Annotated in this window: 13 protein-coding genes; 5 read left to right on the forward strand and 8 right to left on the reverse strand. The window is 66.6% G+C overall.

Translation table 11 applies throughout. The features are described from left to right. Positions 1 to 2: 2 nt before the first annotated feature. The 3 genes from smc to ACWCOP_RS03445 form a co-directional block, all read right to left on the reverse strand. Positions 3 to 3452, reverse strand: a complete 3450-nt coding sequence (smc, locus tag ACWCOP_RS03435; protein ID WP_478249836.1) for a chromosome segregation protein SMC — start codon at positions 3450 to 3452, stop codon at positions 3 to 5. Positions 3453 to 3518: 66 nt separating this feature from the next. Then, positions 3519 to 4244, reverse strand: coding sequence for a thioredoxin domain-containing protein (locus tag ACWCOP_RS03440; protein WP_478249837.1), 726 nt, complete (start codon positions 4242 to 4244; stop codon positions 3519 to 3521). Position 4245: 1 nt separating this feature from the next. Next, positions 4246 to 4869, reverse strand: coding sequence for a DciA family protein (locus ACWCOP_RS03445; RefSeq protein ID WP_478249838.1), 624 nt, complete (start codon positions 4867 to 4869; stop codon positions 4246 to 4248). Here ACWCOP_RS03445 and mutY point away from each other — a divergent pair. Beyond that, positions 4868 to 6010, forward strand: a complete 1143-nt coding sequence (gene mutY / locus ACWCOP_RS03450) for an A/G-specific adenine glycosylase (protein ID WP_478249839.1) — start codon at positions 4868 to 4870, stop codon at positions 6008 to 6010. The genes ACWCOP_RS03445 and mutY overlap by 2 nt on opposite strands. Positions 6011 to 6216: 206 nt before the next feature. Here the strand turns inward: mutY and ACWCOP_RS03455 are convergent, their stop codons facing one another. Further along, positions 6217 to 7338 carry a hypothetical protein gene (locus ACWCOP_RS03455; RefSeq protein WP_478249840.1) on the reverse strand — a complete coding sequence of 374 codons (1122 nt, stop codon included), beginning with the start codon at positions 7336 to 7338 and terminating at the stop codon, positions 6217 to 6219. An 87-nt stretch (positions 7339 to 7425) separates the two neighbouring features. Between ACWCOP_RS03455 and ACWCOP_RS03460 the strand changes: the two genes are divergently transcribed. The 4 genes from ACWCOP_RS03460 to ACWCOP_RS03475 all read left to right on the forward strand — a co-directional run bounded on the left by ACWCOP_RS03460 (position 7426) and on the right by ACWCOP_RS03475 (position 11479). Beyond that, on the forward strand, positions 7426 to 7884 hold the full coding sequence (locus ACWCOP_RS03460; protein WP_478249841.1) for a cupin domain-containing protein: 459 nt from the start codon (positions 7426 to 7428) through the stop codon (positions 7882 to 7884). Between the two features lie 122 nt (positions 7885 to 8006). Then, positions 8007 to 8327 (forward strand): DUF4212 domain-containing protein, encoded by a 321-nt coding sequence (locus ACWCOP_RS03465; protein ID WP_478249842.1) that lies wholly within the window; start codon positions 8007 to 8009, stop codon positions 8325 to 8327. Between the two features lie 32 nt (positions 8328 to 8359). Beyond that, positions 8360 to 10270, forward strand: a complete 1911-nt coding sequence (locus ACWCOP_RS03470; RefSeq protein ID WP_478250642.1) for a sodium:solute symporter family protein — start codon at positions 8360 to 8362, stop codon at positions 10268 to 10270. A 228-nt stretch (positions 10271 to 10498) separates the two neighbouring features. Further along, on the forward strand, positions 10499 to 11479 hold the full coding sequence (locus ACWCOP_RS03475; RefSeq protein WP_478249843.1) for an acetyl-CoA carboxylase carboxyltransferase subunit alpha: 981 nt from the start codon (positions 10499 to 10501) through the stop codon (positions 11477 to 11479). 242 nt (positions 11480 to 11721) lie between these two features. Here the strand turns inward: ACWCOP_RS03475 and ACWCOP_RS03480 are convergent, their stop codons facing one another. From ACWCOP_RS03480 to ACWCOP_RS03495, 4 genes are all read right to left on the reverse strand, one after another. Continuing rightward, positions 11722 to 12750 (reverse strand): DNA methyltransferase, encoded by a 1029-nt coding sequence (locus ACWCOP_RS03480; RefSeq protein WP_478250643.1) that lies wholly within the window; start codon positions 12748 to 12750, stop codon positions 11722 to 11724. Between the two features lie 132 nt (positions 12751 to 12882). Continuing rightward, a complete protein-coding gene (locus ACWCOP_RS03485; protein WP_478249844.1) occupies positions 12883 to 13551 on the reverse strand; it encodes a ribonuclease HII in 669 nt (222 codons plus the stop codon). Next, entirely contained in the window at positions 13493 to 14431 is a 939-nt protein-coding gene (locus ACWCOP_RS03490) for a hypothetical protein (protein ID WP_478249845.1), read from the reverse strand. Before ACWCOP_RS03490 ends, ACWCOP_RS03485 begins: the two co-directional genes overlap by 59 nt. Before the next feature lie 80 nt (positions 14432 to 14511). After that, entirely contained in the window at positions 14512 to 15621 is a 1110-nt protein-coding gene (locus tag ACWCOP_RS03495) for a PA0069 family radical SAM protein (RefSeq protein ID WP_478249846.1), read from the reverse strand. Positions 15622 to 15665: the final 44 nt, after the last annotated feature.

A 15665-nucleotide genomic window follows, 5' to 3' on the forward strand; every position in this document is an offset into this window, starting at 1 on the left:
GCTTACTCGGCGGCGACGAGCGCTTCGGCGGCCTTCAGATTGACGGACACCAGCTGGGAGACGCCGCGCTCGCCCATGGTGACGCCGAAGAGCCGGTCCATGCGGCTCATGGTGACCGGGTTATGAGTGATCACCAGGAAGCGCGTTTCGGTCATGGAGCGCATCTCTTCAAGCATGGTGCAGTAGCGGTCCACATTGGCGTCGTCGAGCGGGGCGTCCACCTCGTCCAGAACGCAGACCGGCGCCGGATTGACCAGAAACACCGCAAAAATCAACGCCGTGGCGGTGAGGGCCTGCTCGCCGCCGCTCATCAGGCTCATGGTGGCCATCTTCTTGCCCGGCGGGCATGCGAAGATTTCCAGTCCCGCCTCCAGCGGATCATCGTTTTCGGTGAGCTCCAGGCGGGCGTGGCCGCCGCCGAACAGGGTGGAGAACAGCTTCTGGAAATGGCCGTCCACCGTCTCGAACGCCTCCAGCAGGCGGGCGCGGCCCTCGCGCGACAAAGTGTCCACCGCCTTGCGAAGGCGCGCCACCGCTTCGGTGAGGTCGTCGCGTTCGCGCTTGAGGCGCTCGCGCTCGGCGTCCAGTTCACGCGATTCCTCGTCGGCGCGCAGATTGACCGCGCCCAGCCGCTCACGGGCGAGGCGCGCCTCGTCAACGCGCCGCTCCAGCTCAGTGGAGGACAGATCCTTGAACTCGCTGGACACGCCGCGCTGCGCCAGCGTCTCCGGGGGCTCTCCCGTGGCGTCGGTGAGGCGCTCGACGGTTTCTTCCAGACGCTCTCTGGCCGCCACCAGCCGGGCATGGGCGGCGGCGCGTGATTCGCGGGCCTCGGCGGCGGTTTTCTCGGCGGCGCGCAGGGCGGCGTCGAACTCGCGCTGGCCGGTTTCAGCCTCGGCGACGCGCGCGCGGGCGTCTTCAGCGTGTTTCTCCGCCTCTTGCAGCGCTTCGATCAGGTCGGGACGCCGGGCGTCCAGCTCGCCGGGGCGCGCCTTTGCGGCCTCCAGCTCTGTTTCGGTCTCGGCCTTGCGGCTCTTCAGCGTATCGAGGCGTTCGCGCGCGCTGACCTCGCGGCGGGTCCAGTCGGCGTGTTCGCGCTCCAGCGCCGCGATCCGGTGGCGGCGGCCCTGGGCTTCGCGCTTGGCGGTCTCCAGCGCGGCGCGCGCATCCGCCGCGGCGCCGCGGGCCCGCTCGGCTTTGGTGCGCGCGGCCTCCAGCGCGCCATGGCCGTCATCGGCCTCCATGGCCTCGCGCCAGGCGGTCTCCGCGATTTCAGACTCGCCGCGCGCGCCCGTAAGCCGCGCCTCGGCGCGCTCCAGAGCGTCGACGAGACCGGCTTTCTTCGCTTCGGCGCGCGCCGCTTCGGCCTGGGCCTGGGCCAGGGTCCGCTCGGCGCCGCGCAGGCTGCGTTCGGCGTCGCGGGCGACCGTGCGCGTGGTCTCGGCGGTGGTTTCAGCCTCGACGAGCCCGGCTTTGAGCGCCTGCGCCGCGTCGCGCTTCTGATTGGCGGCGCGACTCGCCTCGTCCAGCTGGATTTCGATTTCGGTGAGCCGGTTGCGGGTCTCCAGACGCACCGCCGCCGGGGAGGGCGCACCGGCCTCGGCCGCGAACCCGTCCCAGCGCCGCAGGGCGCCGGACTTCGTCACAAGGCGCTGACCCGCTTTTAGGGTTCTGGCGAGGGCCTCAAGCTGGTCGTCCTCCACCACGCCGATGGCGGCGAGACGGGGTTTCAGCGCGTCGGGCGCGCTCACAAGATCAGACAGCGGTGTCGCACCTTCGGGCAGCGCTCCGGCGCTCGCACCGCCGCCAGCGCCGGAGCCGGCCCAGCGCCGGGGCGCGGCGGCGGAAAGGCTCGCTTCAAGATCCTCGCCAAGCGCCGCCGCCAGCGCATTTTCATAACCCGCCTCCGCGCGCACGGCCTCCAGCGCCTGATCCTCGGCGTCGCCGGCGGAGAGGAAGCGCTCAAGACTCGCCTTCTCGCGCGACAGGGCGCCAGCCTCACCGTCGGCTTCGCGGGCGGCCTGGCTCGCCTCGCCGACTTCGGCGCGCCGGGTTTCAAGCTCGGCGTCGGCGGCTTCCAGCGCGGCGCGGGCGTCATCCAGGGCGGTGGCGGCGGCTTCGGCTTCGGCCTGCAAGGCGTCCAGATCGGGCAGGGATTCGGCGTTGAACGTCTCAAGCGAATTGCGGGCGCGTTCAGCCTCACCGGCCAGCGCGTCGGCGCGCTGGCGGGCGGTTTCCGCGGCCCGTCTGGCGCTCTCGCGCCGCGCGCGGATCTCGGCGCTGGCAGCGCCGGCGGCGTCCAGCTCGCTTTCCGCCTTGGCGCGCGCCGCGTCTGCATTTGCAAGCGCGGCTTCGGCGCGCGCTTGCGCGGCGGCGTCGGCTTCCGCTTCGTCGCGCAGCTTTGACAGCGAGGATTTCAGGCGGGCGAGCGCCTGGGCCGCTTCGGCGTGGAGCTCGGCTTCCCGGGTCTCGCCCTGGGCCAGCTCCCCCAGCCGGCCCGAAAGGCGTGTGATCGCCTCGTGGACGGCTTCAAGATCGCGGTCGAGCTGATCGCGGGTGCGCTCGGCCAGGCGCAGGGCGGCGGCGGCTTCGGCCTCGGCCTCGCGCAGCGGCTGGACCTTCGCCTGGGCCGCTTCGCTCTCGCGAGTCTTCACAGCCGCCTCCACCATGGCTTTTTCGGCCACGGCGTCGGCGTCCTTTAGAGCCGCCTCGGCGGTTTGTGCGCTCTCTTTCGCTTCGCTCCAGCGGCGCAGCCAGAGCAGCGACTCAAAGCTACGAATGGACTGGGACAGCTCGCGATAGCGTCCGGCCTGTCTGGCCTGGCGCTGCAGGCTGGCGAAGCGATTATCCAGATCGGTGACGATCTCCTGCAGGCGCTCCAGATTGGTCTCCGCGCCGTTGAGGCGCAGCTGCGCCTCGCGCCGGCGGGCGCGCAAGCCTGCGACGCCGGCGGCTTCCTCCAGCACCCGCCGGCGGTTTTCCGGCTTGGCGCTGATCAGTTCGGAGATCTGGCCCTGACGCACCAGCGCCGGCGAGTTCGCCCCGGTGCCGGCGTCGGCGAACAGGAGCTGCACGTCCTTGGCGCGCACCTCTTCGCCGTTGATCTTGTAATCAGATCCTTTGCCCCTCGCGATCCGGCGCACGATCTCCAGCATTTCCGCGTCGTTGAACTGGGCCGGGGCGCGGCGGTCGCTATTGTCGATGGTCAGCGTCACTTGCGCGGTTTCGCGCGCGGCCCGGTTATCTGTGCCTGCGAAGATCACGTCTTCCATGCCGCCGCCGCGCAAGGATTTTGCGGACGTGGCGCCCATCACCCAGCGCAGCGCTTCAAGCAGATTCGATTTGCCGCACCCGTTGGGACCGATCACCCCGGTCAGGCCGGGATCGATCCGCAATTCGGCCGGGTCCACGAACGACTTGAAGCCGGCCAGTCTGAGCTGGGTGAACTTCAATCAGCGCCTCCACGGGCGCCGGCCGCCGGTTTTCCGGTCGTGACCCGCGCCACCATCCATCCGCGCCTACTCTTCGGCGCGAGCTTTGAAGTAAAGAATGATTCGCTCAAAAGTCTCGCCCTCGAACGTGGCGGGAATGGCGCCCTGATCGTCCACCAGCGCCTGGCCGTTGACGCCATAGGCCTGGCCGGACCCGTCCGGGTTGGACACCGCTTCGAGAAGCCGGCCGTTGACGAAGAAGGTCGGCGTGGCGCCCACACCCGCTGCCACTGCGGCCTCGTTGGCGGCCTGAACCTGGCTCAGCAGCTCTTCATTGGCCATGCAGGCGCGAAATTCGTCGTTGGAGAAGCCCAGCGTGCGGGCGATCTGCTGGAACTGGGTCTGGGCCTGGCCTTGCTGCATCGCCGTGAACAGGGCGCGCTGCTGTTCGAAAAGCACGTCGACGACGTCGAAATACTGCTCTTCCGGCGCACACCGCGCCAGCATGAAGCCAGCGAAGGCGAGCTGGGGCTGGCCGGTGACCATTTCGCGGAAGACATAGCGCACATCGCCGCTGTCCACATACTCCTGGACGGTCGGCATGGCCGCTTCATGCCAGGCGGCGCACCCGCCGCAGGCCACCGAGGCGTACTCAATCAACGTCACGGGCGCATCGGGCGCCCCCTTGGCGTGGTCGCCCGCCACTTCATACTGGCTGCGCCCGTCCGAGGCGGCCGATCCGTCGCCGCACGCAATGAGGGCGAGGGCGGCGAAGCCGGTGGCGGCGAGAGCGGCGATGCGGTTTGTCATCATGTCAGGTCTTCCCGTTTTCATCATCAAGGCGAGGCGGACGCAGGCCGGCGACCGGGGCGCCTTCGCGCCGCGCGACCGCTTCGGCCCAGTCTTCAAGCAAGGCCTCAAGGCTTTTACGGCCGCCGTCAAGGCTGGCCACTTTGGTGATGCGCGGCTGGCGCACCGGCTTGGGCGCAAAGGACTCGGTGATGGGCCCCTGCACGATCTTCAGCTTTTTCGCCGGCTTGCCCGAGTAGCGCGCGGCGCGTTCGAGGATTCGCGGCGCCTGAGCCTCGGCCAGCGCCGCCGCCGGGCCTTTGGCCCGGATACGCAAGGTCAGCCCGCCTGCGCCGGAATGATATTTCTCCGGCCGGGTGTACTGAGCGAGCGCCGCACCGACGATTTCGGCCCAGTTGGCCTCCAGCTCCGCCATAGCGGGGCTCAGCTGTTTTTCCAGCGGACGCACGACTTTCACCGCGGCGCGGCCTATGCTCGGCGGCGCTTTGGCGGCGGGCCGCGCCCGGTGGGTCTGGGCCCAGGCCCAGGCGTCGTCCTCCGATCCCGCCTCGACGCGCGCGACCCGGCGGCGTAGCGAAGCTGCGCCGGGGCGTGACGTCGGACTTGAAGGCGGGCGTGATCGGCTCATGCTTTCAAGGATCGCGCGCGGATGGCCCCGGCGCAAGCATGCAAGGAAGAATGCCCTGTCAAACTCCCGTGAGACCGCAAAGCTGCGCGCCGCGCTGCTGGCCTGGTACGACCGCACGGGGCGCACATTGCCCTGGCGGGTGCGCCCGGAAGACCGCAGCGCGGGGCGCAGCGCCGATCCCTATGCGGTCTGGTTGTCCGAAATCATGCTGCAGCAGACCACCGCCCCCCACGCCGCGCCCTTCTGGGAGCGGTTTCTGGCGCGCTGGCCAGGCGTGGGCGATCTCGCGGCCGCGCCGCGCGGCGATGTGCTCGCGGCCTGGGCGGGCCTTGGCTATTACGCCCGGGCGCGCAATCTTCATAAATGCGCGCAAGTGGTGGCCGATGATCTGGGCGGCGTGTTTCCCAGCGATCTTGAGGCCCTGCGCGCCTTGCCGGGCATTGGCGAGTACACCTCCAACGCCATCCGCGCGATCGCGTTTGACGAGCCCGCCAGCGTGGTGGACGGTAATGTGGAGCGAGTGATCAGCCGGCTGGACCGGATCGAGACCCCGCTGCCGAAGTCCAAGCCCGCCATCAAGGCGCGCGCGTCTGAACTCGCTGATCCGGAGCGTCCCGGCGATTACGCGCAAGCCTTGATGGATCTGGGCGCCACCGTCTGCACGCCCAGATCGCCCGATTGCGCCGCCTGCCCATGGGCCTTCGCCTGCGCCGCGCGCACCCATGGCGACCAGACCCGCTATCCGCTGAAAGAAAAGAAAAAGCCCAAGCCGGTACGCGCCGGCGTCTGCTTTCATGTGGTGAAGGACGGCGCGCTCTGGCTGCGCCGGCGCCCGGAGACGGGATTACTGGGCGCCATGATGGAGCTGCCGGGAACCGACTGGACGGTGAAGGGGCCTGAGGCGGACGACATCGACGCCGCGACGCCCTTCAGCGCGGCCTGGCGAGCGGCCGGCGAGGTGCGCCATGTCTTCACCCATTTTGAACTGCGCCTTTCTGTGCGGTGCGCGGCGGCGCCGGCGGACTGGACGCCGCCGGCCGGCGTCTGGGCGCCGATCGACGCCTTGTCCGAGGCCGGGCTGCCCAGCGTCATGATGAAAGCGGCCAGACTTGGGCTTGAGGCTCGCAGCCGGCTCTTGTGAGGCGCGGCGGGCGGCGGACGCTAAAAAAAAGACGCAGCCTTGGGGGCTGCGCCTTTGCAGGTGCGATCCAAACCCCAGGGGAACCTGGAGTGGGACCTTGATAGCAAGGGCGCGCGAGACCCGCACGCGGTGTACGGCGAGGCGGCTGATTCTTGCGATGAAAACGGATTTGGGCGGCGGACCGGCCTTCTGGCACGGTGAACGGCTCAGGCGGCGTCCTTGAGATCGGTGACCTGGAGGGCGGCCTCGAAATCGGGCAGCAGGTTGAACGCCTCCATGGCGCTCATGGGCGCGCCGCGCCGGTCCTTTGTCCAGAACCGCCAGAAGGAAGAGACGTGCTGCAGCCGGCCGATATCCTCGCCCATCTCCACAAACAGGCCGGGCGCCTTTGACATGAAGGTCTTCAGCGCCGCCGGATCGCCGCGTTCGACAAACTGGCGAAACTCGGCGTGATAGCTGTCGAGGCGGGTCTTCAGCCGGCCCCAGCGGCCCATGGAGAGCTGGGTGATGGAGCTGATGATGGTGCGGATTTCCGCGCGGTCGGCGTCGGACAGTCCTACAACGCGCAGGCTTTTGATATCTTTTAGAAATCCTGTCACGTCCGCATAACAGTCACTGGACCGCCAGGAATAGTAGAGCGTCCCCTTCCAGCCGAACACGCCGTCGCGATATTCCTGCCGGGTCATGCGCAGCGCGTCGCGCAGGACGACGAGCTGTTCGGAATCCTCATCCTCGAAAAGGACTTTGGCCAGGCGGCGCGATTTCTCCATGCTGGCCGCATTGGCGCCGCCCATGGCCTTTCGCACCAGCATGTCGATCTGGGCGGCGACATATTCGGTGATCTTGGTGAGTTCTTCGGTCGAGATCGTGAAATAGCACGGGTCGATCCGGTCGCCGCCGCGCCGGAAATATTCGTGCAGCAGATAGGGATCAAAGCTCGGTAGGGTCGCCAGGTCGCGCAGGCGCGCCACATCGGCGGCGAAGGCGGCGTTGTCCGGCGTCACGCCCAGATGGCTGGCCATGAGCCGTTCGAACTGGGGATCCTCCACAAAGATCGAATGGCCGCCCAGATCGAGATCCTTGTCGGAGATCGGGATGATCACCTTTGTGGCCGAGGTGCTGGCTCCGCCCAGCTGCTCGCGCTCCCAGTTGCGCAGGGTGTGCTTGACCACGAAGCCCCTGTTCAGGTGCGGCATGCGGAACATGGGCGCGTCGGCCCAGCCGGGCGTGGCGCCGAAGCGTTCCTTGATGGAGACAAGATCGATCACCCGGCTGGTGGATCCGCCTCGCTTGAGAAAGCTGAGCTTGCCGAAACTGTCGCGCGCCATGCTTGAAAAGCCTGTAAGACCTGGATTGACTGAATGAACCTACACAGCGACGGATGGAAATCCGGTTAATCGGCGGGAGGATATAAAATGCGCGGCACTGGCGATCTTGGCGTTCAGGAAATCGTGCGCATGCTGGATATGAGCCCGCACCCCGAAGGCGGCTGGTACGCCGAGACCTTCCGCGATGCGCCCGGCGCCGACGGGCGCGCAACGTCCACCGCGATTTACTTTCTGCTGGCCGCTGACCAGGTGAGCGCCTGGCACAAGGTGGACGCCGCCGAGATCTGGCTGTGGCAGGCCGGCGCGCCGCTGGCCCTGACCATCAGCGAGGACGGCGTGACCGCCCGCGCCCAGCGCCTGGGCCCGGACCTTCGCGCCGGCGAGCGGCCCCAGGGCGTCGTGCCCACGGGCGCCTGGCAAGCGGCTGAAAGCCTCGGCGCCTGGACGCTGGTGAGCTGCGTCGTGGCGCCGGGCTTTGAGTTTTCCGGCTTCACCCTCGCCCCGCCGGACTGGCGGCCCTCGCCCGACGGCCCGCCGGCGGAGTAGGGGACGCTTCGCCACCGGCGCAACGCGCCCTTTCGACCGATGCCGGGCTGCCTCCCGGACTTTATCGCTGATACGCTGGGTGAAAGCCGGGACAAACCGGCCGCAAAGGGGAGGAGCGCGAGATGGCGACTTCAAAAACGCCGGCCGGGTCCGCCGCGCCCGGCGGCGATGATCACGACGCCACCAGAGCCGCGATGAAGAAGTACTGGGCCGAGAATGTGCGTCTCATGCTCATTCTTCTGGCCGTCTGGTTTTCGGTGTCCTTCGGCGCGGGCATCCTGTTCCGCGATGTCCTCGACCAGTGGTCCATTGGCGGCGCGCCGATTGGCTTCTGGTTCGCTCAGCAGGGTTCGATCTACGTCTTCGTCATCCTGATCTTCGTCTACTCCGCGCTGATGCATCGCATCGAGCAGAAGTACGACATCGACGACGACGAAGGCTGAGGGAGGCGATCATGGACTCCACGATCTTCGGCATGACCCCGACCCTGTTCTGGACGGCGTTCTTCGTCATCACGACTTTTGGTCTCTATATCGGCATCGCGGTGTGGGCGCGCGCCTCCACCACCGACGACTTCTACGTCGCTGGCCACGACATCCACCCGGTGTTCAACGGCATGGCCACTGCTGCCGACTGGATGAGCGCGGCGAGCTTTCTGTCCATGGCCGGCCTCATCGCCTTCATGGGCTATGACGGCTCGGTCTTCCTCATGGGCTGGACGGGCGGCTTTGTGCTGCTGGCGCTGCTTCTGGCGCCGTATTTGCGCAAATTCGGCAAGTTCACCGTGCCCGACTTTGTCGGCGACCGGTATTACAGCCAGGCCGCGCGCATCGTCGCGGTGATCTGCGCGCTGTTCATCTCCTTCACCTATATCTCCGGCCAGATGCGCGGCACCGGCATCGCGTTCTCCAACTTTCTCGGCGTGGACATCGAGCTGGGGGTCATCATCGGCGCCATAATCGTATTGTTCTATGCGGTGCTCGGCGGGATGAAGGGCGTCACCTACACCCAGGTCGCTCAATACTGCGTGCTGATCTTCGCCTTCACGGTTCCTGCGATCTTCCTGTCGCTGCAGATCACTGGCACGCCGATCCCGCAGCTGGGCTTCATCAGCGACACGACCTCCGGCGTGCCGCTCCTGCAGAGCCTGGACGCCACGCTCACCGAGCTGGGCTTCGCCTCCTATCTTGAAGGGCAGAAAGCCAAGATCGACGTGTTCTGCATCACGCTGGCGCTCATGGTGGGCACGGCGGGGCTGCCCCACGTGATCATCCGCTTCTTCACGGTGCCCAAGGCCTCCGACGCCCGCAAATCGGCCGGCTGGGCGCTGATCTTCATCGCCTTGCTGTACACCACGGCGCCGGCGGTGGCGGTGTTCGCGCGCTCCAACTTCATCGAGACGGTCAATGAAAGCGCCTACTCGGTGGACGTGGCCCGCGGCGAAGCCAGCGCAGCCGAACAGGGCGAGGGCGCGACGCCCCAGTGGTTCTACAACTGGGAGCGCACCGGCTTGTTGGGCTTCACCGACAAGAACGGCGACGGCCGGATCCAGTACCGCGCCGACGAAACCGCCAACGAAGTCACCACGCTGGACCGCGACATCTTCGTGCTGGCCAATCCCGAGATCGGCAATCTGCCCGGCTGGGTGATCGGCCTGGTGGTCGCCGGCGGCCTGGCTGCGGCGCTGTCCACGGCGGCGGGGCTTCTCATGGTGATCAGCTCGGCGGTGTCCCACGATCTGTGCCGCAAGGTGTTGTTTAAAAACATGACCGACACCCAGGAGCTTCTGGTGGCGAGGTTTGCGGCGGTGGGCGCGGTGCTGGTGGCGATCTATGCCGGCATCAATCCGCCGGGCTTTGTGGCCGCCGTGGTGGCGTTCGCCTTCGGCCTGGCTGCGGCGAGCTTCTTCCCGGTGATTTTCCTGGGGATTTTCTGGAAGCGCATGAACAAGGAAGGGGCGATCACCGGCATGTCCGTCGGCCTGATCACCACCGCCGCCTATATCGTGCACTTCAAGATCGGCTTCAGCTCCGGCGTTATCGCCGCCTGCGCCTTCCTGATCGGCGCGGTGATGGTGATCCTGCACTTCGGCCTGAAGAGCGAGAGCGACACCAAACCCATGCTGGCGGTGGCCGGCGTGATGGTGCTGACCTTCCTGGCCGGCGTGTTCGGCGTGTTGCCGAGCTTCGCCGCCGGGACCGAAGCGCAATGGTTCCTGGGCGTCTCGCCGGAGGGCTTCGGCGCCATCGGCATGGCGCTGTCCTTTGCGGTGTCGATCACGGTGGCGCTGGCCACCAAGGCCCCGCCCCAGGACGTGCAGGACATGGTGGAGGAGATCCGCATCCCGTCGGGCAAGACCCATGTGAACCACGCCCCTGCCGAGTAACCATCGGACAGGCCAAAGAGCGCGGCGGCTGGAAACAGCCGCCGCGTTTCTTTGCGCCTGGCGCGGCGGGCTTCATGAACGTTCGGCGCGGGCGCCGCACTTTGCGTTACTGACGTTCGGCGCGGGCGCCGTGCGGTGATTGCGTTCACGAACAGCGGTCTATAGTTTCGGCGCTCCGGGCTGAACGCGCATAACCTGCGCGCGTGGCCGCGTTTTTCAGGACGGATGATGTCGAACCCCACGCGCACCTATCTCGATTTTGAACGCCCCATCGCCGAACTCGACTCCAAGATCGAGGAGCTGGAGACGGTTCTGTCGCGCAACGGCGAGGACGCGCCGGACGCCAAGGACGAGGTCGCGCGCCTGCGCCAGAAGTCGGCCGATCAGCTCAAGACGCTGTATTCAAAGCTCGACGCCTGGCGCAAGACCATGGTGGCGCGCCATCCAGAACGCCCGCACCTGAAAGACTATCTGGAACATCTGGTCGATGATTTTGAAGAGCTCTCCGGCGATCGCCGTTTTGGCGAGGACCACGCCATTGTCGGCGGGACGGGCCGCTTAAAAGGCCGCCCGGTGGTGATCATCGGCCACGAGAAGGGCCACGACACCCAGACCCGCCTGAAGCATAATTTCGGCATGGCGCGCCCGGAAGGCTATCGCAAGGCGATCCGCCTCATGGATCTTGCCGACCGCTTTGGCCTGCCTGTCGTCACCCTGGTGGACACCGCCGGCGCCTATCCCGGCATCGGCGCGGAGGAGCGCGGCCAGGCCGAGGCCATCGCCCGCTCCACCGAGCGCTGCCTGACGCTGGGAACCCCGCTGGTGTCGGTGATCTGCGGCGAGGGCGGGTCCGGCGGCGCGGTGGCGCTGGCCAGTGCCAACACGGTTTTGATGCTGGAGCATTCCATCTATTCGGTGATCAGCCCGGAAGGGTGCGCCTCGATCCTGTGGCGCGACGGGGCGCGGGCGCGCGACGCGGCCATGGCCATGAAGATCACGGCTCAGGATCTGATCGAGCTGAAGATCATCGATTCAATCATTCCAGAACCGCTGGGCGGCGCCCACAGAAACCGCACCCAGACCATCGAGCGCGTGGGCGAAGCCATCGAGGCCTCGCTCTCCAGCCTGGACGGGCTCAGCGCCGCGGAGCTGAAAAAACACCGCCGCGACCGCTTCCTGAATATCGGCCGGAGCCTGCTGGAGGGGTAGGCGCGCTCCGGTTCCCGGTTTCATCCCCGGACAAAGGTCCGGGGGGAAGACCGGGATCTACCAGGCTCGAAGGTTTAAACGCCATACCAGCCTGAGCCGCCCGCTCAGCGTTTCACCGTTTAAGCGTCGCAGATCCCGGTCTCGCCCCCGGCCGTCGCCGGGGATCGAACCGGGACCCGAATTTCTTCATTCTCATGATCTCGCGCTGAGTGCGCCGCGCTTCAGGCGCGCCGGCCAAGGCCCTAAACTTCCATCTCCGCCCGGATGCGCGCGCGCAGGATGTCGATGGGTGCAAGCCCGCCCGCCTGACGCACATGCCAGAAGGTCCAGCCATTGCAGCTGGGCGCGCCCTGCACATGGGCGCCGACCTGGTGGATGGAGCCGCATTCGGCGCCGGCCGCCACCGTGCCGTCGGCGCGCACCCGCGCCGTGCGTCGGCCCTGGCTGCAATACAACGTGTCTCCGGGCTTCAGGAGCCCCGCCTCCACCAGCGCCCCGAAGGGAATGCGCGGCAGGGACCGTTTGGACTGGGTGACTTTCAGCGCGTCCGCGTCGCCGGGGAGAATCGCGGCGATGCGCTTTCGCGCCACCTCGGCGTAATCGGGATCAGCTTCCAGCCCGATGAAATGGCGGCCAAGCTTTTTCGCCACGGCGCCGGTGGTGCCTGTGCCGAAGAACGGGTCCAGCACGATGTCGCCGGGATTGGTGGTGGCCAGCAGCACGCGGTGCAGAAGGCTTTCCGGCTTCTGCGTCGGATGGGCCTTCTTGCCCTCCTTGTTCTTTAGCCGTTCGGCGCCGGCGCAGATCGGCAGCGTCCAGTCGGAGCGCATCTGCACCCCATCATTCAGCGCCTTCATGGCGGCGTAGTTGAAGGTGGGGCGCGCAGCTTTGGTCTTGGCCGCCCAGATCAGGGTCTCATGGGCGTTGGTGAAGCGCGTGCCCTTGAAGTTCGGCATCGGATTGGACTTGCGCCAGATCACGTCGTTCAGGATCCAGAAGCCCATATCCTGAAGAAACGAGCCGACGCGGAAGATGTTGTGATAGCTGCCGATGGTCCAAAGCGCGCCATTGGGTTTGAGAACCCGGCGCGCTTCCTCCAGCCAGGCGCAGGAGAACAGATCATAGGCGTCGAAATCGCCGATCTGGTCCCAGTCATTGTCCACGGCGTCGACCTTGGAGTTGTCGGGCCGGTGCAGATCGCCGCCCAGCTGCAGGTTATAGGGCGGATCGGCGAAAATCAGATCGACGCATCCGTCGGGCATGGCCTTCATGGCCTCCACGCAATCGCCTTCGATGATCACGTCGATAGGAAGGGTGGAGTTCGCCGGGCCTGACACTGTGAAAACGCCTCTTCAAGGAACCGCTGGTCCAAGAGGGGTGAATCGTTTCGCCTTACCCGATGGTTAAGCTCGATTCACCACGCGCCGCGTTAACCGGTGCGCGGCTCTCACCGGAGCGAAGCTTAACCGATGTATCGCTGTGGGTCCCAGGCTTTCCAGCGCAGCCATGTGGGACGCGGCGCCATAGCCCTTGTTCCCGGCGAATCCATAGCCGGGAAAGCGTGCATCCGCCTCGATCATCAGCGCGTCGCGCACCGTCTTGGCGATGATGCTGGCCGCGCTGATCGACGGTTCGATCCCGTCGCCGCCGATGACGGCGCGGGCGGGGCAGGGCAGACCCGGCGGCAGGCGATTACCATCCACAAGCGCTTCGTGGGGCGTGCAGGGCAGCGCCGCCAGCGCCCGCGCCATGGCCGCCATGGAGGCGTGCAGGATGTTCAGCCGGTCAATCTCGGCCGGCTCCGCCACACCGACGCCCACGAGCGCGCAGGCGCGGATCTCGCCCGCCAGCACCTCGCGCCGTCTGGCGGTGAGCTTCTTGGAATCGGTCATGCCGGAAAGCGCAGCGATATCGCGAAAATCCGCCGGCAGAATCACCGCCGCCGCCACCACCGGCCCAGCCAGCGGCCCGCGCCCGGCCTCGTCGAGACCTACGATGAGCGGCGCGGCGCCGTCATGGCGAAACAGGGTTCGAAGGGGGGTGAGGAGGGCCGGCGTCGGGGGGCGTATCATCGGTGTTCTGCTCGCCTTTTTGGGCTTTAAGGGCAAGCCTGCCGCGTGTCTTCTGCACGAAGAAGAGCAGCGCGCCGACCGGAACCGCGACGTGGAAGACATGGTGGCCGGTGAGGGGCTCATGCATCCACGATGCGCTCATCAGGGCGAACTGGAATAACTGAAAATGCAGGCCGCCGTTTTCGGTGACGTCCGGTGCGACAAGGCCCCATCCGCCGGTCTGGGTGGAGAAGCCGAAGATCGGATAGCCGATGAACACGATGAACAGACTCCACCAGATCCGGCGCTTCACGCGCGGGGTGCGCCAGACCGACACAAGAGCCGCGAGGCAGAAAAGCGCCGTCGCCGGCGTCAGAACCAGACCGATCCAGAAGCCGGCGGGCCACTCACCCGGGTTGGAATAGATCGGCGCGGGCGCCGGAAAGACGCGCAGCTCAACCAGCTGAAGCGGTGCGTCGCCTTGGGCGAACAGACCGACTTTAATGAATTCCTTGCGGCCGGCTTCGCTCTCAGGGCCTGAAAAATCAAGCCGGTAGATAATGTCAAAGCGTCGCTCGCTTCCGTTCCCTCCCAGGCCGACAGTGGACCAGTTGGCTCGCAGTGCGGTTTGCGAGCTGGGTGGATCTGCAGGCAGGTAGTCGAACATCTGCGCGAGCGTCTCATCGGTGAAGAGGGGCGCCGCCTCGCTGTGAAGCAAGGTGCGCAGGCCTGCATCATCGCGTGCGAGGAGCGTGTCGACCGTGAGATCGGAAAGCGCGATCGCTTCGTCATCGGCTATGGTGCGAACCATGGTGTCCATGGCGTCCTCGCATGCACTCAACAGCAGCCCTGCGATGAGGATGGCTAAAAGACGGGCGGCCGTATTTGAAACCAGCCCCATAACCTCTCCCGAGCTTCCCCGTTCTTCACCTTGATGCAGCTTAAGCGCGTCTTACCCGTGAGGCTAGCCTGAGAAGCGCTCTAAAACAAACTCATCTGCGCGTCGGTCTCCAGCGGGCGTTCAAACAGGTCGCAACGCAGCGACACGCGCGGAGTATCAAGGCCGTAGCGGCGCACGGCGGCGTGGAAGCGCTGAGTGATAAGCTCGGCCACCGGGCCTTCGCCGACGCCGCGCACAGTCCAGCGGGCGTCATAATCCTTGCCGCCGCGGGTCTGGCGGATCAGCGACATGATCTTGTCCGCCTGGCCGGGCCGGGCGGCTTTCAGCCATTCGACGAAGAGGTCGCGCACCTCCAGCGGCAGGCGCAGGAGCACATATCCCGCAGAATTCGCCCCGGCTTCGGCGGCGGATTTCAACAGCGCCTCGATCTCGTGGCAGGTGAGGCCCGGCACCACCGGCGCGGTCATCACCGTCACCGGCACGCCGGCCTGCGATAGCGCTGCGATCGCCTCCAGCCGGCGTTTCGGCGTGGCGGCGCGTGGCTCCATGGCGCGGGCGAGCTTTCTGTCCAGCGTGGTGAGCGAGATCGCGGCTTTCGCGAGCCCCAGCGAGGCGAGTTCGCCCAGCACGTCGAGATCGCGAGTGATGCTGGCTGATTTGGTGATCACGCTGACCGGATGCTTGAATTTCAGGCACAGCTCCAGAAGTGCGCGGGTGATCCTCAGATCGCGCTCGATGGGCTGATAGGCGTCGGTGTTGGCGCCGATGAGGATGGGCTCGACCTCATAGGTTTTCTTGCGGAAGGTCTTTTCCAGAAGCGCCGGCGCGTCGGCCTTGAAGAACAGCTTGCTTTCAAAATCCAGCCCGGCCGAATACCCCCACCAGGCGTGGCTGGGCCGGGCGTAGCAATAGACGCAGCCATGCTCGCAGCCGCGATAGGGATTGATCGAGCGGTTAAAGCTGATGTCCGGGCTGTCATTGGTGGAGATGATGGTCCGCGAGGAATCCTTGATCAGCGTAGTCTTCAGCCGCGCCGGCGCCGGGTCGGCCTCGCCCCAGCCGTCATCGAAGGGCTCGCGGCGCTCGCGCTCGAAGCGTCCGGATGCGTTGGATACGGCGCCGCGGCCCTTAGGGCGCAGCGGCTCTTCGAGGGGTTCAGACCTGGGGGGCGGGACGAAACGGGTTGTCATGGGAAGATGCTGACTCCGAATATGGAACGAAGCAAGAACATTTT

It is taken from the genome of Apolloniradiicaulis salifontis (assembly GCF_053756655.1).